Source organism: Pseudonocardia zijingensis, from assembly GCF_042657305.1.
GTDB lineage: Bacteria > Actinomycetota > Actinomycetes > Mycobacteriales > Pseudonocardiaceae > Pseudonocardia > Pseudonocardia zijingensis.
This window is the reverse complement of the sequence record NZ_JBHSKO010000001.1, coordinates 517836-531395: the sequence shown is the minus strand read 5'-3', so window position 1 is coordinate 531395 and position 13560 is coordinate 517836. Positions and strand designations below refer to the sequence as shown.

Annotated in this window: 17 protein-coding genes; 8 read left to right on the top strand and 9 right to left on the bottom strand. The window is 73.3% G+C overall.

The window, feature by feature from the left end; translation table 11 throughout:
- Nucleotides 1-13: 13 nt before the first annotated feature.
- Nucleotides 14-526: a GtrA family protein gene (locus ACFPL3_RS02825; protein ID WP_343937884.1), complete on the top strand. Its 513-nt coding sequence runs from the start codon at nucleotides 14-16 to the stop codon at nucleotides 524-526.
- A 6-nt stretch (nucleotides 527-532) separates the two neighbouring features.
- Here the strand turns inward: ACFPL3_RS02825 and ACFPL3_RS02820 are convergent, their stop codons facing one another.
- The 3 genes from ACFPL3_RS02820 to ACFPL3_RS02810 are packed head-to-tail and all read right to left on the bottom strand — an operon-like array spanning nucleotide 533 to nucleotide 3108.
- Nucleotides 533-1801, bottom strand: a complete 1269-nt coding sequence (locus ACFPL3_RS02820) for an ATP-binding protein (protein ID WP_343937886.1) — start codon at nucleotides 1799-1801, stop codon at nucleotides 533-535.
- A 17-nt stretch (nucleotides 1802-1818) separates the two neighbouring features.
- A complete protein-coding gene (locus ACFPL3_RS02815; RefSeq protein ID WP_343937888.1) occupies nucleotides 1819-2475 on the bottom strand; it encodes a response regulator transcription factor in 657 nt (218 codons plus the stop codon).
- Between the two features lie 24 nt (nucleotides 2476-2499).
- The gene (locus ACFPL3_RS02810) at nucleotides 2500-3108 is read right to left on the bottom strand and encodes a TetR/AcrR family transcriptional regulator (protein WP_343937890.1); all 609 of its coding nucleotides are present in this window, start codon (nucleotides 3106-3108) and stop codon (nucleotides 2500-2502) included.
- Nucleotides 3109-3198: 90 nt separating this feature from the next.
- Between ACFPL3_RS02810 and ACFPL3_RS02805 the strand changes: the two genes are divergently transcribed.
- The 4 genes from ACFPL3_RS02805 to ACFPL3_RS02790 all read left to right on the top strand — a co-directional run bounded on the left by ACFPL3_RS02805 (nucleotide 3199) and on the right by ACFPL3_RS02790 (nucleotide 6036).
- Nucleotides 3199-4305, top strand: a complete 1107-nt coding sequence (locus ACFPL3_RS02805) for an alpha/beta hydrolase (RefSeq protein WP_343937892.1) — start codon at nucleotides 3199-3201, stop codon at nucleotides 4303-4305.
- Between the two features lie 222 nt (nucleotides 4306-4527).
- Nucleotides 4528-4797 (top strand): mycothiol transferase, encoded by a 270-nt coding sequence (locus ACFPL3_RS02800; protein WP_343937894.1) that lies wholly within the window; start codon nucleotides 4528-4530, stop codon nucleotides 4795-4797.
- Nucleotides 4798-4813: 16 nt separating this feature from the next.
- Nucleotides 4814-5587 (top strand): histidinol-phosphatase, encoded by a 774-nt coding sequence (hisN, locus tag ACFPL3_RS02795; protein ID WP_379588385.1) that lies wholly within the window; start codon nucleotides 4814-4816, stop codon nucleotides 5585-5587.
- On the top strand, nucleotides 5584-6036 hold the full coding sequence (locus ACFPL3_RS02790) for a MaoC family dehydratase (protein WP_343937898.1): 453 nt from the start codon (nucleotides 5584-5586) through the stop codon (nucleotides 6034-6036). The genes hisN and ACFPL3_RS02790 overlap by 4 nt, the downstream gene beginning before the upstream one ends.
- 88 nt (nucleotides 6037-6124) lie before the next feature.
- Here the strand turns inward: ACFPL3_RS02790 and ACFPL3_RS02785 are convergent, their stop codons facing one another.
- The 4 genes from ACFPL3_RS02785 to ACFPL3_RS02770 all read right to left on the bottom strand — a co-directional run bounded on the left by ACFPL3_RS02785 (nucleotide 6125) and on the right by ACFPL3_RS02770 (nucleotide 10071).
- Complete coding sequence (locus ACFPL3_RS02785) at nucleotides 6125-7294, bottom strand: LLM class flavin-dependent oxidoreductase (RefSeq protein ID WP_343937900.1); 1170 nt, start codon at nucleotides 7292-7294, stop codon at nucleotides 6125-6127.
- A 502-nt stretch (nucleotides 7295-7796) separates the two neighbouring features.
- Complete coding sequence (locus tag ACFPL3_RS02780) at nucleotides 7797-8717, bottom strand: hydroxymethylglutaryl-CoA lyase (protein ID WP_343938001.1); 921 nt, start codon at nucleotides 8715-8717, stop codon at nucleotides 7797-7799.
- A gap of 22 nt (nucleotides 8718-8739) precedes the next feature.
- Complete coding sequence (locus tag ACFPL3_RS02775; RefSeq protein ID WP_343937904.1) at nucleotides 8740-9219, bottom strand: PH domain-containing protein; 480 nt, start codon at nucleotides 9217-9219, stop codon at nucleotides 8740-8742.
- Between the two features lie 45 nt (nucleotides 9220-9264).
- Nucleotides 9265-10071 (bottom strand): biotin--[acetyl-CoA-carboxylase] ligase, encoded by an 807-nt coding sequence (locus ACFPL3_RS02770; RefSeq protein ID WP_343937906.1) that lies wholly within the window; start codon nucleotides 10069-10071, stop codon nucleotides 9265-9267.
- 177 nt (nucleotides 10072-10248) lie between these two features.
- On the opposite strand from ACFPL3_RS02770, the gene ACFPL3_RS02765 reads away from it, so the two are divergent.
- The 3 genes from ACFPL3_RS02765 to ACFPL3_RS02755 all read left to right on the top strand — a co-directional run bounded on the left by ACFPL3_RS02765 (nucleotide 10249) and on the right by ACFPL3_RS02755 (nucleotide 12543).
- Complete coding sequence (locus ACFPL3_RS02765) at nucleotides 10249-11880, top strand: acyl-CoA carboxylase subunit beta (RefSeq protein WP_343937908.1); 1632 nt, start codon at nucleotides 10249-10251, stop codon at nucleotides 11878-11880.
- Nucleotides 11877-12119, top strand: a complete 243-nt coding sequence (locus ACFPL3_RS02760; protein ID WP_343937910.1) for an acyl-CoA carboxylase epsilon subunit — start codon at nucleotides 11877-11879, stop codon at nucleotides 12117-12119. The genes ACFPL3_RS02765 and ACFPL3_RS02760 overlap by 4 nt, the downstream gene beginning before the upstream one ends.
- Nucleotides 12120-12258: 139 nt before the next feature.
- A complete protein-coding gene (locus tag ACFPL3_RS02755) occupies nucleotides 12259-12543 on the top strand; it encodes a hypothetical protein (RefSeq protein WP_343937912.1) in 285 nt (94 codons plus the stop codon).
- A 61-nt stretch (nucleotides 12544-12604) separates the two neighbouring features.
- Here the strand turns inward: ACFPL3_RS02755 and ACFPL3_RS02750 are convergent, their stop codons facing one another.
- Nucleotides 12605-13186: a GTP-binding protein gene (locus ACFPL3_RS02750; RefSeq protein WP_343937914.1), complete on the bottom strand. Its 582-nt coding sequence runs from the start codon at nucleotides 13184-13186 to the stop codon at nucleotides 12605-12607.
- Nucleotides 13170-13505, bottom strand: a complete 336-nt coding sequence (locus ACFPL3_RS02745; protein ID WP_343937916.1) for a DUF742 domain-containing protein — start codon at nucleotides 13503-13505, stop codon at nucleotides 13170-13172. The genes ACFPL3_RS02750 and ACFPL3_RS02745 overlap by 17 nt, the downstream gene beginning before the upstream one ends.
- Between the last annotated feature and the right edge of the window lie 55 nt (nucleotides 13506-13560).

The following is a 13560-nucleotide window of genomic DNA, read 5'->3' as shown; positions in this document are numbered from 1 at the left end:
CACGATCGAACAGGTGTCCGTTGTCGAGTCGGCGCTCGCGTTCATCCCGCAGCCCTACCGCGACATCGCCATCAAGCACCGCGAGCTCGTGAAGTTCGCCTTCGTGGGTGGCACCACGTGGGTGATCGACACCGTCGTCTTCCTGCTGCTCAAGTCCACGGTGCTGGCCGAGAAGCCACTCACAGCGAAGATCATCGCGGTGCTGGTGGCGACGATCGTGTCGTACGTGCTCAACCGGGAGTGGTCCTTCCGCACACGAGGCGGGCGGGAGCGCCACCACGAGGCGGCCCTGTTCTTCCTCGTCAGCGGCATCGGGGTGGCCGTCTACTCGGCTCCGCTCGCGATCTCGCGCTACGTGTTCCACCTCGCGGTGCCCGAGGTCAGCCTCCTCACCCAGGAGATCGCCGACTTCGCCAGCGGCCAGATCATCGGCGTGCTCGCCGGCATGGCGTTCCGCTGGTGGGCCTTCCGCCGCTTCGTCTTCCCCGACGAGGACGTCCGCAGGCGGCGCGTGCCCGCCGCCTGAGCGGCGTCAGCGCGGCGACGAGGGCCTGCGCGGACCGGCCGCCACCACGTCGTCCGCCCGCGCTGCCGGCAGGAAGATCGTGAACACCGGGGGCCGGGCCCGGGACAGCTCCAGGCGCCCGCCGTCGGCCTCCACGAGCGCGCGGGCGAGGGCGAGCCCGATGCCGGTGGACGACCCGACCGACACCCCCCGGTCGAAGACGTGGGGCACGAGCTCCTCCGGCACCCCCGCCCCGGCGTCGGCCACCTCCACGAGCAGGCTGGTCTCCGCGGCGCGGGCGCTCAGCGTGACGGTGCCGGCCCCGTGCTGCACCGCGTTGTCGAGCAGCACCCCGGTGGCCTCCCGGATGCGGGCGGGCGTGACGCGCGCGAGCAACCCTTCCGGCACGCGGACCTTGAGGGACCGGCCGTCGGCCTTGAGCGCGGGCCGCCACTCCTCAGCCACGGCCGAGAGCGCCTCCCGCAGATCCTGGGGCTCCGCGCCCGCTGCGCGCGCCACCCGCGCCGCCTCCAGGAGCTCGTCGAGCACCTCCGCGAGCCGCTCGGCCTGCTCCAGCGCGGCGAGGGCCTCGCTGCGCGCCGTCGGATCGGGGTGGGAGGCGAGCTCGTCGAGGCGCAACTGCAGCGCGGTGAGGCGGCTGCGCAGCTGGTGGGACACGTCCCCGACGAGCGCGCGCTCCCGCTGCAGCAGGTCGGCGAGCGCGACGGCCGACGTGTCGAGCACGTCGGAGACGCGGTCGAGCTCGGGGATCCCGTGCCGCCCGGGCACGGCGCGGAAGTCGCCCGCACCGAGCCGGGCCGCCCGGTCGGCCACCCCGCGCAACGGCTCGGCGAGCCGCCGCGCCGTGACGGTGGCCACCACCGCCCCCGTGCCGACCGAGAGCACGACGAGCAGCAGCACCACGGCCGTGACCTGCAGTTGCTCGGTGCGCATCAGCTGCAGCGGCTCCTGCATGACGAGCACGGCGCCCGGCGCGAACGGCAGCGACTCGGAGACCGGGTCGGCGCCGACGTCCGCGCCCACCACCTCGTCCGGCAGGCCCGCGCGCTGCAGCAGCAGCCGCCCGCCCGCGGGCACGGCCAGCTCGATGGACGCGCGGTCGATCGTGGCGCCCGCGGAGTCGATGCGGGCCGCCACCTGTTCCAGCCGCGACAGCAGGTCGGCGCGGTGGATGTCCTCCACGAGCCGCCAGGTGGTGATCGCGAGCGGGCCGCCGAGCACGAGCGCCGTGATGGCGACCACGAGCAACGTCGACTGCAGGATCCGGCGGCGCACTGGTGTCCCCCGCCTGCCTAGTCGTGGTTGAAGCGGAACCCGACGCCGCGCACGGTGGCGATGCGCCGCTCACCGCCGATCTTGCGGCGCAGCCACGACATGTGCATGTCGAGCGTCTTGGACGTCTTCATCTCCGGGTCGTTCCACACCTCGCGCAGGATCTCCTCGCGCGTGACGACCTGGCCCGCGCGCAGCAGCAGCACGCGCAGCAGCTCGAACTCCTTGTTGGCGAGGCCCACCTCGGTGCCGTCGACGAGCACCCGGCGCCCGGACAGCTCCATCCGCACGCCGCCGACCTCCACGGCCTCCGGGGTGAGCCTGCGCAGCAGGGCGCGCACGCGCGCGAGCAGCTCGGCCAGCCGGAACGGCTTGCCGACGTAGTCGTCGGCGCCCGCGTCCAGCCCGACGACGAAGTCGACCTCGTCGGTGCGCGCCGTGAGCATCAGGACGGGCAGGTCCGGGTCGTCCAGCCGGACGCGACGGCAGACCTCGAGACCGTCCATCCCGGGCAGGCCCAGGTCGAGCACGAGCAGGTCCACCTGGCCGCGCCGCACGCGCTCGAGCGCGGCGGCGCCATCGGTGGCGACCTCGACGGCGTACCCCTCACGCTGCAGCGCCCTGGACAGGGGCTCGGCGATCGCGGCGTCGTCCTCGGCCAGCAGGACGGTGGTCACCGCACAAGTCTAGGCAGCACGGGATCAACCGCACTCCTGCGCCGCAGGCAGGAGCGCGTGGAGCACCCTCCCCGCGCGGTCGGCGTCGGGTTCCTCGCCGGTGGTCAAGGTCAGGTAGACGTAGGACTCGAGGATCCGCACGACGACGTAGGTGAGGTCCTCGAGCGGGATCTCGGTCTGCACGCGCCCGGAGCCGACGTCCTCTGCGAGGACGTCGTGCACGACCCCGATCAGGCGCGCCTGGAAGTCGGTGGCGCGCGTGGTGAGCAGCCGCAGCGCGAGCTCACCCTCGTGTTCGACGAACGCCCGCATGCCCGCGTTCTGGATCACCGCGTGCACCCACGCGTCGAGGACCGAGGCCGAACGGCTGCGGCCCGGCTGGACGGTGGCCGGGTCGGCGAGCAGTTCGGTGAACGTGCGGTGCCCCAGCGACCAGACGATCTCGACGAGCAACTGCTCCCGGGTGCCCACCCAGCGGTAGAGGGTGGCCCGGTTGACGCCGAGCTCCCGGGCGAGCGCGCCCATGTCGACGCGGCGCCCCTCGAGGAAGGTCCGCCGCGCCCGCCGGAAGGCGTCGAGCGCCGTCGGCCGGGCGTCCGCTCCGGCGAGCTGCGCCTGCAGCGGGGTCTCCACGGTGCCGCCTCCTGTCGTCTTGACAGCCAAGGGTGTCGCAGGACACAGTCCGATGCAACAGTTTCTGCTCGTGTTGCAAAGAGGCCACAGATGAGCGAAATGACGCAGGCGACCACCGCTCGGTGCGAGGGCCGGCTCCACGACCCGTCGATCGATCTGAGCACCGATCCGCGGCTGCACCCCGGTCTGCGGGCCGCGCTCGGCGCCCTCGGCCTGGACGGGCACGCCGCGCCGCCACCGCTGGACCGCGGCGCCCCGCCCGCCGCGGTGGCCGAGTACGTCGGCGGCGCGCACGCCGCGTTCGAGAGCCTCTACGCCGTGCTGCCGTGCGAATGGCCCGGGGAGGGGCCCGGCGTCGACCTCGTGCGCCGCACCGAGTCGGTACGCGGCGTGGACGGCCACGACATCCCGCTGCACATCGTGCGGCCCGCCGACGCGTCCGGCCCCCTGCCCGCCGTGATCTACCTGCACGGCGGCGGGATGACCATCCTGAACACGGAGAACGACGTGCACCGGCGGTGGAGCCGCGACCTCGCGGCCACCGGGATGGTCGTGGTGACCGTCGACTTCCGCAACGCCTGGACGCCCGAGGGCACGAACCCGTTCCCCACCGGCCTGCGCGACTGCGCGAGCGCGCTCGACTGGGTGCACGAGCACCGCGCCGACCTCGGCATCTCGAAGATCGTGCTGGAGGGCGAGTCGGGCGGCGGCAACCTCGTGCTCGCCACCGCGCTCGAGGCGAAGCGGAGCGGGCGCCTGGACCGCATCGACGGCGTCTACGCGATGGTGCCCTTCATCAGCGGCGGATACGGGTGGTCCACCGAGCGCAAGCTGCGCGAGCTGCCGTCCTTGGTCGAGAACGACGGTCACTACATCGGCTGCGCGATGATGGACCTGCTCGTCACGGTCTACGACCCCACGGGCGAGAACGCCGAGAACCCGCTCTGCTGGCCTTACTCCGCCACCACCGCCGACGTCGAGGGCCTGCCCCCGCACGTGATCACGGTCAACGAGCTCGACCCGCTGCGCGACGAGGGCATCGCGTACTTCCGCACGCTCCAGCGGGCCGGCGTTCCCGTGGTGGGGAAGGTCAACCTCGGGCTCACCCACGGCGCCGACATGTCGTTCCGGCAGGCCGTCGCCGACGCGTACCGCGCCACGGTCCGCGACATCCACGGGTTCGCCCGGTCCCTCTGACCGCGCCGGGTGAGGCGGCACGGGATCATCGCCCGCGCGTGCCCGACGACCACCGACCGCGCCCACCCGCCGCCGCCGACGAACGCACCATGCTCGAGGGCCGGCTCGAGTTCCACCGCGCCACCCTCGAGGTGAAGTGCGCGGGCCTGGAGCCCGCCCAGCTCGCCGGGCGACGTCGAACGCACCTGGTTCCGGCGCGGCCTCGCCGGCGAGGACGCCCCGATGTTCTACTCCGACGCCGACCCGGACGGGGACTTCGACAACACCTACCCGGCCGGCGCCGAGGCCGCCTTCGCCGCGTGGCGGGCCGAGTGCGCCCGGGCCCGGGAGGTCACCGCGGCGCTCCCGTCGCTGGACGTGCTCATGACCCGCCGCAGCGGGCAGCAGGTCTCGGCTCGCTGGGTGCTGGTCCACATGGTGGAGGAGTACGCCCGCCACAACGGCCACGCCGACCTGCTGCGGGAGCGGATCGACGGCGCCACCGGGGCATGAGGCAGGCTTGACGCCCGTGGACGCCGACCTCGAGCTCGCCCTGCGCCTCGCCGACACGGCCGACGCGATCACCCTCGCGCGGTTCCGGGCCGCCGACCTGCGGGTCACCCGCAAACCGGACCGCACGCCCGTCACCGACGCCGACACCGCGGTGGAGGACGCGCTGCGCCGCGCGATCACGGCTGAACGGCCCGGCGACGCGGTGCTCGGCGAGGAGCGCGGCGGCGCCGTCACCGACGCCGAGCGTGGCTGGGTGCTCGACCCGATCGACGGCACGAAGAACTTCTCCCGCGGCGTGCCGGTCTGGGCGAGCCTGATCGCCCTGGCCGTCGACGGCGAGCCGGTGGTCGGCGTGGCGAGCGCCCCGGCGCTGGGCAGGCGGTGGTGGGCCGCGCGCGGCGCGGGCGCGTGGACCTCCGACCCGTCCGGCACCCGGCGGATCACCGTCTCCGGCGTGGCCGAGCTCGCCGACGCCTACCTCTCCACCACCGACATCAAGACGTTCACCGAGATCGGCCGCCGCGACGACTACCTGCGCCTCGTCGACGCCTGCTGGGAGACCAGGGCGTTCGGCGACTTCTGGATGTACTGCCTCGTGGCCGAGGGCGTGCTCGACATCGCCGTGGACGCCGCGGCCAACCCGTGGGACCTCGCCGCCCTCGTCCCGATCCTCACCGAGGCGGGCGGGGCGCTCACCGACCTCTCCGGCGCGCAGACGTTCACCGGTGGCGACGGCCTGGCGTCCAACGGCGCCGTCCACAAGGCGGCGCTGGAGATCGTCGGCCGATGACGCAGCTGCACTTCGACGACTTCACCCCCGGCCGCGTCTTCGACCTCGGCACCGTGCTGGTCGACCACGACGAGATGGTCGCCTTCGCGCACCGGTTCGACCCGCAGCCCTTCCACGTGGACGAGGACGCGGCGAAGGCGTCGCTCTTCGGCGGTCTCGCGGCGTCGGGCTGGTTCACCGCATCCCTGTGGATGCGCGCCTACGTCGACGGCGTACTCGCCCGCTCCCCGTCCCTCGGCTCCCCCGGCGGCGAGGAGATCGCCTGGCCCGCTCCCGTGTTCGCGGGCGACGAGCTGCGGGCCGCGATGGAAGTGCTGGAGGCGCGCCGCTCCCGCAGCCGCCCCGACCTGGGCCTGGTGCGGCTGCGCGCCACCCTCCACCGCGACGACGAGCTGGTCTTCCGCAGCGTCTTCACCGGCATGTTCGGCACGGGCAACGGGGCGCCCTGAGAGCCACGCACCCCCACGAATGCCAGCAAGGTGGCTTTACTGGCCGATTACGCCGGTAAAGCCACCTTGCCGGCATCTGGGGTGGGCGCTACCCGCGGTCGGCCAGCTCCTTCTGGTACTTCTCCGTCATGTGCGCGACGGCCGCCACCTGCTGCTCCGCGTGGCCGGAACGGGCGTCGCTCGCCCGCGCCTTGGCGTCGAGCGTGGCCTGCGCCTGGCCCTGGAACCGCGGCATCACGTGCTGTGCGATCAGCTCGTAGGAGCGGCGGGTGGCCTGCGGGTTGGCCCACTCGTGGGCGAGCAGCAGCATGGCGCCGAACCCGCCGGACTGGTCGACGAGCCGCTGCACCTGCGCGGCCGCGTCCTCCGGGGTGCCGATGGCGCCGATGCCCGCCTCGTTGACGAAGTCGATCATCTCCCGGACGTCGCCGCCCTCCACGGCCATCTGCGGGAAGGCAGCCACCTTCTGGAAGTAGCGGAACCACTGCTCGATCCCGTGCTCGACGTCGCGGTATGCCTGCTCGCGGGTCTCCGCGACGTGCATCAGCCCCACGAGTCGCCACGCCGCCCGGTCGACGGTGGTGCCGAAGGCCTCCGCCCGCTCCTCCATGACGCTCCAGTGGTGGGCGAGCGCGTCGAAGCCCTCCTTGGTGAGGGTGGCGCCGATCGACAGCAGCCCGACGCCGTGACGGCCGGCCAGCCGCGGTCCGGTGGGTGAGGCCACCGCGGCGACCGCGACGTCGAAGAGCGGGTCGGAGAAGGGGCGCAGGTGCAGCCGGGCGTCGATCAGCCGGTGGGTGCGCGTGGTGGCCGTGACCGGCTCGTCGCCGCGCAGCAGCCGCATGACGATGTCGAGGTTCTCCTCGAGCAGCTCACGGGTGTCGGTGGGGTTGAGCCCGATCATCGCCGAGTCGGTGGGCAGGGACCCGGGGCCGACGCCCAGCATCACGCGCCCGCGGGTGAGGTGGTCGAGCAGCACGATCCGCTCTGCCACCCACAGCGGGTTGTGGTAGCTCAGCGAGACCACCCCGGTGCCGAGGCGGATCCGCTTCGTGCGCTCCGCCGCAGCCGCGATGAAGATCTCCGGCGACGCGATGATCTCGGACCCGGCGGAGTGGTGCTCGCCGATCCACGCCTCGTCGTACCCCAGCTCGTCGAGGTGTTCGACGAGCCGCAGGTCCCGCTGCAGCGCGCTGGTCGGGTTCTCGCCTGCGGGGTGGAAGGGGGCCAGGAAGATGCCGAACCTCAAACGGGACACGATCCGCTCCAGTCGTCGCTGACGGGGAACGTCGACCGTAAGCAGGAACGGTGCGTCCGGTCACCCCTCCGATGGGTGGGGACGCCGGTCGACGAGCGCGTCGACGTCGATCCGCATCTCGAGCGGCTCGGTAACCACGAGCTCACCGGTGGCCGTCTGGCTCTCCACGTACCCGTCGCCCGGTGCGCCCAGGCCGTACACCGTGATCGAAGGAGCGGGCGGGTCGAGGTACAGACGGTCGCCGGGCCCTCGCTCTGTACGAGGACCTCGAACTCAGGGACGACGTGCAGATCGGGTGGGCATTGCCGCTCCACCTGCATGCCGAGGAGCAGCATCGCCCTCTGGTGCCACGGGCCGGCTTCGGTGACACGACGAGCACGCCCTCCTGCAGCTCGTAGTGCGCCGAGTTGTCCTCGGGCAGGCGTCCCACATCTCGAGAGTCATCAGCTCCCGGGGGATCGGCGGCGCCACCGCGCACCTCCTCGAAAAGTCGCTCCCAGGATCAGGTCGCGGGGCCGAGCGCCCGCACCACCCGCGACGGGGACGGCCGCCCCAGCTGCTCGGCCATCCACGCGCTGGTCTCGACCAGCGCGTCGAGGTCGACGCCGTGCCCGATGCCGAGCCCGTCGAGCATCCAGACGAGGTCCTCGGTGGCGAGGTTGCCGGTGGCCGACTCGGCGTAGGGGCAGCCGCCGAGCCCGCCCGCGCTGGCGTCCACCGTGCGGACGCCGCGGCGCAGGGCGGCGAGCGTGTTGGCGAGCGCCTGGCCGTAGGTGTCGTGGAAGTGCACGGCGAGCTGGCGGATCGGCACCCCGGCCGCGACGCAGGCGTCCAGCACCGCGTCGACGTGCCCGGGGGTGCCGGTGCCGATCGTGTCGCCGAGCGAGATCTGGTGACAGCCCATGCCGGCGAGCCTGCGCGTCACGGCGGCCACCTGCTCCGGGGCCACCGCGCCCTCCCACGGGTCGCCGAAGCACATCGAGACGTACCCGCGCACCCGCAGCCCGGCCGCGAGCGCCCGGGACACCACCGGCTCGAACATGCCGAACTGCGCGTCGAGGGTGCTGTTGAGGTTGCGCTGGGCGAAGGTGTCGGTGGCGCTCGCGAAGACCGCGATGTGGGAGACACCCGCGTCGAGCGCCCGGTCCAGGCCGCGCTCGTTGGGCACCAGCACCGGGTAGTCGACGCCGTCGGCGCGTACGAGCAGCCGCAGCAGGTCACCCGCGTCGGCGAGCTGGGGCACCCACTTGGGGTGCACGAAGCTCGTGGCCTCCAGCACCCGCAGCCCGGCGGCGGCGAGGCGGTGCAGGAACTCCGCCTTCACCTCGACCGGCACGATCGTGGACTCGTTCTGCAGCCCGTCCCGCGCGCCGACCTCGTAGATCGTGACGTGCTCGGGCAGCCCGGGCGCGGGCACCTGCATCGGAAGGGGTCTCGTCACCGCGTCACCGCTCCACCTGGTCGTACAGCACGGCGTGGACCCGCCGCACCCCCGGGACGTCGTCGAACTCGAGCGATTCGTCCGAGTCCGATTCGACGACCAGCGTGCCCGATCCGAGGAGCCGCTCCAACATGCCCTGCCGGAACTGCACGCTGCTGATCCGCCGCAGGGGGATGTCCATGCCCTGGCGGGTGAACACGCCCTCCCGCACGAGCACGCGGCGGTCGGTCACCACGAAGTGCGTGGTGCGCCAGCGGACGACCGGATAGGCGGTGAACCGGCCCACGAGCGCCAGACCGGCCACGGCGAGCGCGAGCCACGCCCACAGAGCCCAGCTCTGCGCGCTCACGAGCGCGGCGAGGAAGCTGGCGACCGCGACGACGAGCAGCAGCACGCACACCGGCCCGATGAGCATCTTCCAGTGCGGACGCCGGTGCACGACCACCTGCTCGCCCTCCGCGAGCAGGTCGTCCGGATAGGCCACACCACCACGGTAAGCGCCCGTGGGGCGGGGTCGCCGGACGACGCGCTACCCGGACGGGCGCAGGTGCACCACGTCGCCTGCGGCGACCGCGCGCCGGTGGCCCGCGGCGTCGAGCAGCAGCAGCCGCCCGTCGGCGTCGACGTCCTCGGCGATGCCGTGCAGGGCGGCCCCGCCGGGCAGCTCGACCCTGACCTCCGAGCCGAGGGTGGTGCAGGCGGCGCGGTAGTCGGCGCGCAGCCGGGTGGACTCCGCGTCGCCGCGGCCGTCGCGCCACTGCGCCTCCCGCTCGGCGAGCCGCTCCAGCAGCGCGGAGAGCATGCGGGTGCGGTCGACGACCGCTCCCTCGTCGGCCAGCGACGTGGCGGCCGGCTGGTCGGGGGGCGAGGCCGCGACGTTGAGCCCGATGCCGACCACGATCGCGGGCCGCACGGCGTCGGCGACCTCGGCGAGGATGCCGGCCGCCTTGCGCTGCCGGGTGCCGAGCAGCAGGTCGTTGGGCCACTTGAGCCCGGCCGGGACATCGCTGACCATGCGGATGCTGTCGAGCAGCGCGAGCCCGGCGAGCAGCGGCAGCCAGGCGAACCGGGCAGGCGGCACCCCGGCGGGGCGCAGCAGCACGCTGACGGTGAGCCCGGTCCCCGGCGGCGCCACCCACGTGCGGGCCAGCCTGCCGCGGCCCGCGTCCTGGTGCTCGGCCACGAGAACGGATCGGTCGGGTGCGCCCTCCGCGGCGGCGGCGAGGAGGTCGGCGTTGGTGGAGCCGGTGCGCTCCACCACGTCGACCTGCGCCCAGCGCCCACTGAGGGCGGTGCGCAGCGCCTCCGCGTCCAGCGGCTCGACGGTCCGGTGCATGGGTCGTGACGCTACCGGCGGGTCACCGGGATCGCTGCCGTTTCCCGGGCCCGGCGGCGGGCGGCCGCCGGGCGTCGCCGGGCGCGCGCCCCGCCACGGCGAGCCGCCGGTGCAACCTGTCGGCTGCGTGACGCGCATCGCGGTGACGAAGCCGTGAGCAGCGTTAGGCTCCCGGCCATGAGCGCCGCAACGGAGCCGTTCGCGTCCGGCCCCGACGAGCCCGACATCCACACGACCGCGGGCAAGCTCGCCGACCTGTACCGGCGCATCGACGGAGCGGTGCACGCCGGCAGCGAGGCCGCCGTCGAGCGCCAGCACGCGAAGGGCCGCCAGACGGCGCGCGAACGCATCGACCAGCTGCTCGACCCCGGCTCGTTCGTCGAGCTCGACACGCTCACCCGGCACCGCTCCACGAACTTCGGGATGCAGGACAAGCGCCCGTTCGGCGACGGGGTGGTCACCGGCACCGGCACGGTCGACGGCCGGCCGGTCGCGGTGTTCAGCCAGGACGCCACGGTGTTCGGCGGTGCCCTGGGTGAGGTGTACGGCGAGAAGATCGTCAAGGTGATGGACCTGGCCGCCAAGATCGGCTGCCCGGTCATCGGGATCAACGACGGCGGCGGGGCGCGCATCCAGGAGGGTGTGGTCGCGCTCGGCCTCTACGGCGAGATCTTCGTGCGCAACGTGCGCAGCTCCGGGGTGATCCCGCAGATCTCGCTGGTGGTGGGGCCGTGCGCGGGCGGTGCGGTGTACTCGCCCGCGATCACCGACTTCACCGTGATGGTCGACGGCACCAGCCACATGTTCATCACCGGCCCGGACATCATCAAGACGGTCACCGGCGAGGACGTCGACTTCGAGGACCTCGGCGGCGGCCGGGCCCACAACACGAAGTCCGGCGTGGCCCACTACCTCGCCGAGGACGAGGGCGACGCGTTCTCCTACGTCAAGGAGCTGCTGTCGTACCTGCCGTCGAACAACCTGTCCGAGCCGCCCGCCTTCGACTCGCCGGAGCCGACGGAGGGGGCGATCGCCGACGCGCTCACCGACACCGACCTCGAGCTCGACGCGATCATCCCCGACTCGCCCAACACCCCGTACGACATCCACGAGGTGATCACGCGGGTGCTCGACGACGGCGAGTTCCTCGAGGTGCAGGAGCTCTTCGCGCCCAACATCGTGGTCGGCTTCGGCCGGGTCGACGGCCGCTCCGTCGGCGTGGTGGCGAACCAGCCCACCCAATTCGCGGGCTGCCTGGACATCGACGCCTCGGAGAAGGCGGCCCGGTTCGTGCGCACCTGCGACGCGTTCAACATCCCGATCCTCACGTTCGTGGACGTCCCGGGCTTCCTGCCCGGCACCGAACAGGAGTGGAACGGGATCATCCGCCGCGGCGCCAAGCTGATCTACGCCTACGCCGAGGCCACCGTCCCGAAGGTCACCGTGATCACCCGCAAGGCCTACGGCGGGGCCTACGACGTGATGGGCTCCAAGCACCTCGGGGCGGACGTCAACCTCGCCTGGCCCACCGCGCAGATCGCCGTCACGGGGGCGGCCGGGGCCGTGAGCATCCTGTACCGCAAGGAGCTCGGGCAGCTGGCGGGTGACGAGCTCGCCGCCCGCCGGGCGGAGCTGCAGCAGGAGTACGAGGACACGCTCGCCAACCCCTACATCGCGGCCGACCGCGGCTACATCGACGGCGTCATCCCGCCGTCCCACACGCGCGGTCACGTGACCCGCGCACTGCGGCTGCTCTCCACGAAGCGGGAGGCCGTGCCGCCGCGCAAGCACGGGAACATCCCGCTGTGACGGCCGCCGACGCCACGGGCACGCCCGAGGAACGGCGGGCGGCGTTCCGCGTGGTCAGGGGCGAGCCCACCGACGCGGAGCTCGCCGCGCTCACGGTGGTGCTCGCGGCCGCCACGGCACCGCGGCCCGCACCGGCGGCGCCCGCGGGGCGCAACCGCTGGTCGGATCCCGCGACCCGCTTCCGCACCCCGCTGCACCCCGGCCCCGGGGCGTGGCGCACCGCCTACCGGCCGCGCTGAGCCGGGCCCCAGAGGCACCTCAAAGCTTTCTCAAGTCACTGGCCCCGCAGGCGTGGCGCAGCCCACACTCGGGGTCGACGGCCGGGGTGATCGGCGTCCAGGGGGGACGGTGCGCCGCGGCCACGAGGAGGCGATCGAGGTGGAAGCAATCATCACGATCGGAATCGTCGCGATCATCGTGATCGCGGGTGTCATCGCCGCGATCGGCCGGCCGGGGGGCGGCCGGGGCGGGAGCCGCGCGGGTACGCGGCGCTACGCCGGCACCCGCAGCGGCAGCACGTCCAGCAGCTCCAGCAACTGGGCCGCCGGCTGGACCGGCGACAGCGGCGGCAGCAGCAGCTCGGGCTGCGACAGCGGCGGCGGCTGGGGCGGCGGGTCGTCCGGCGGCGGTGACTGCGGCGGCGGTGGTGGCGGGGGCATCTGACGCCTGACCCCGGGCCGGCCCGCCCCCGTCGGGGGCGGGCCGGTTCGCGTCGGCCGGTGGATCAGCCGGCGCGCACCATCGTGGTGCGGGACAGCGCGTGCTCCACCAGGGTCACCAGCGTGTCGCGGCTGGAGCGCGCGTCCCGCGCGTCCATCCACACCAGCGGGCAGTCCGCGGGCAGGGCGAGCGCCTCGCGCACGGTGTCGGCGTCGTAGTCGTCGGCTTCGGGGAACCGGTTCACGCCCACCACGAACGGCAGCCGCCTGCTCTCGAAGAAGTCGATCGCCGGGAAGCAGTCGTCGATCCGGCGCAGGTCCACCAGCACGACCGCGCCGACGGAGCCGCGCGCGAGCTCGTCCCACATGAACCAGAACCGCGACTGCCCCGGCGTGCCGAACAGGTACAGGATCAGCGACTCGTCGACGGTGATGCGCCCGAAGTCCATGGCCACCGTGGTGGTGGACTTGCCCGGCACCATGTCGGACTCGTCCACCCCGATCGAGGCCGCGGTCATGGCCTGCTCGGTGAGCAGCGGCGGGATCTCGGAGAGCGACCTCACGAGGGTCGTCTTGCCCACTCCGAACCCGCCGGCGATCAGCACCTTCAGCGGGATCAGATCGTCGGGCTCAGTGTGAGCGTGCACGTAGTCCCTCCAACAACCGTTCAAGGATCTCGGGGGCCGGGCCACCCTCCGCCGACGGCGGGAGGTGCACGGCCAGGTACCCGGCGTCGACGAGGTCGCTCACGAGCACGCGGGCCACGCCGACCGGAACCCCCAGCGACGCACCGATCTCGACCACCGAGATCGGCCTCGCCGCGAGCTCGACGGTGGCGCGGTACTCCAGGTGCAGCTCGGCGGCCCGCTGACCGGACGGCGTGACCGTCACCAGTGTCTCCACCGGGAGCTCGGCACCGGTGGTGGAGCGGGTGCGCCCGCCGGTGAGCGCGTACACCGGCACCACACGCCCACCGTGCGCCTGGTGCGCGCCGGACGATGGACGCCCCATGGCGTCGGAA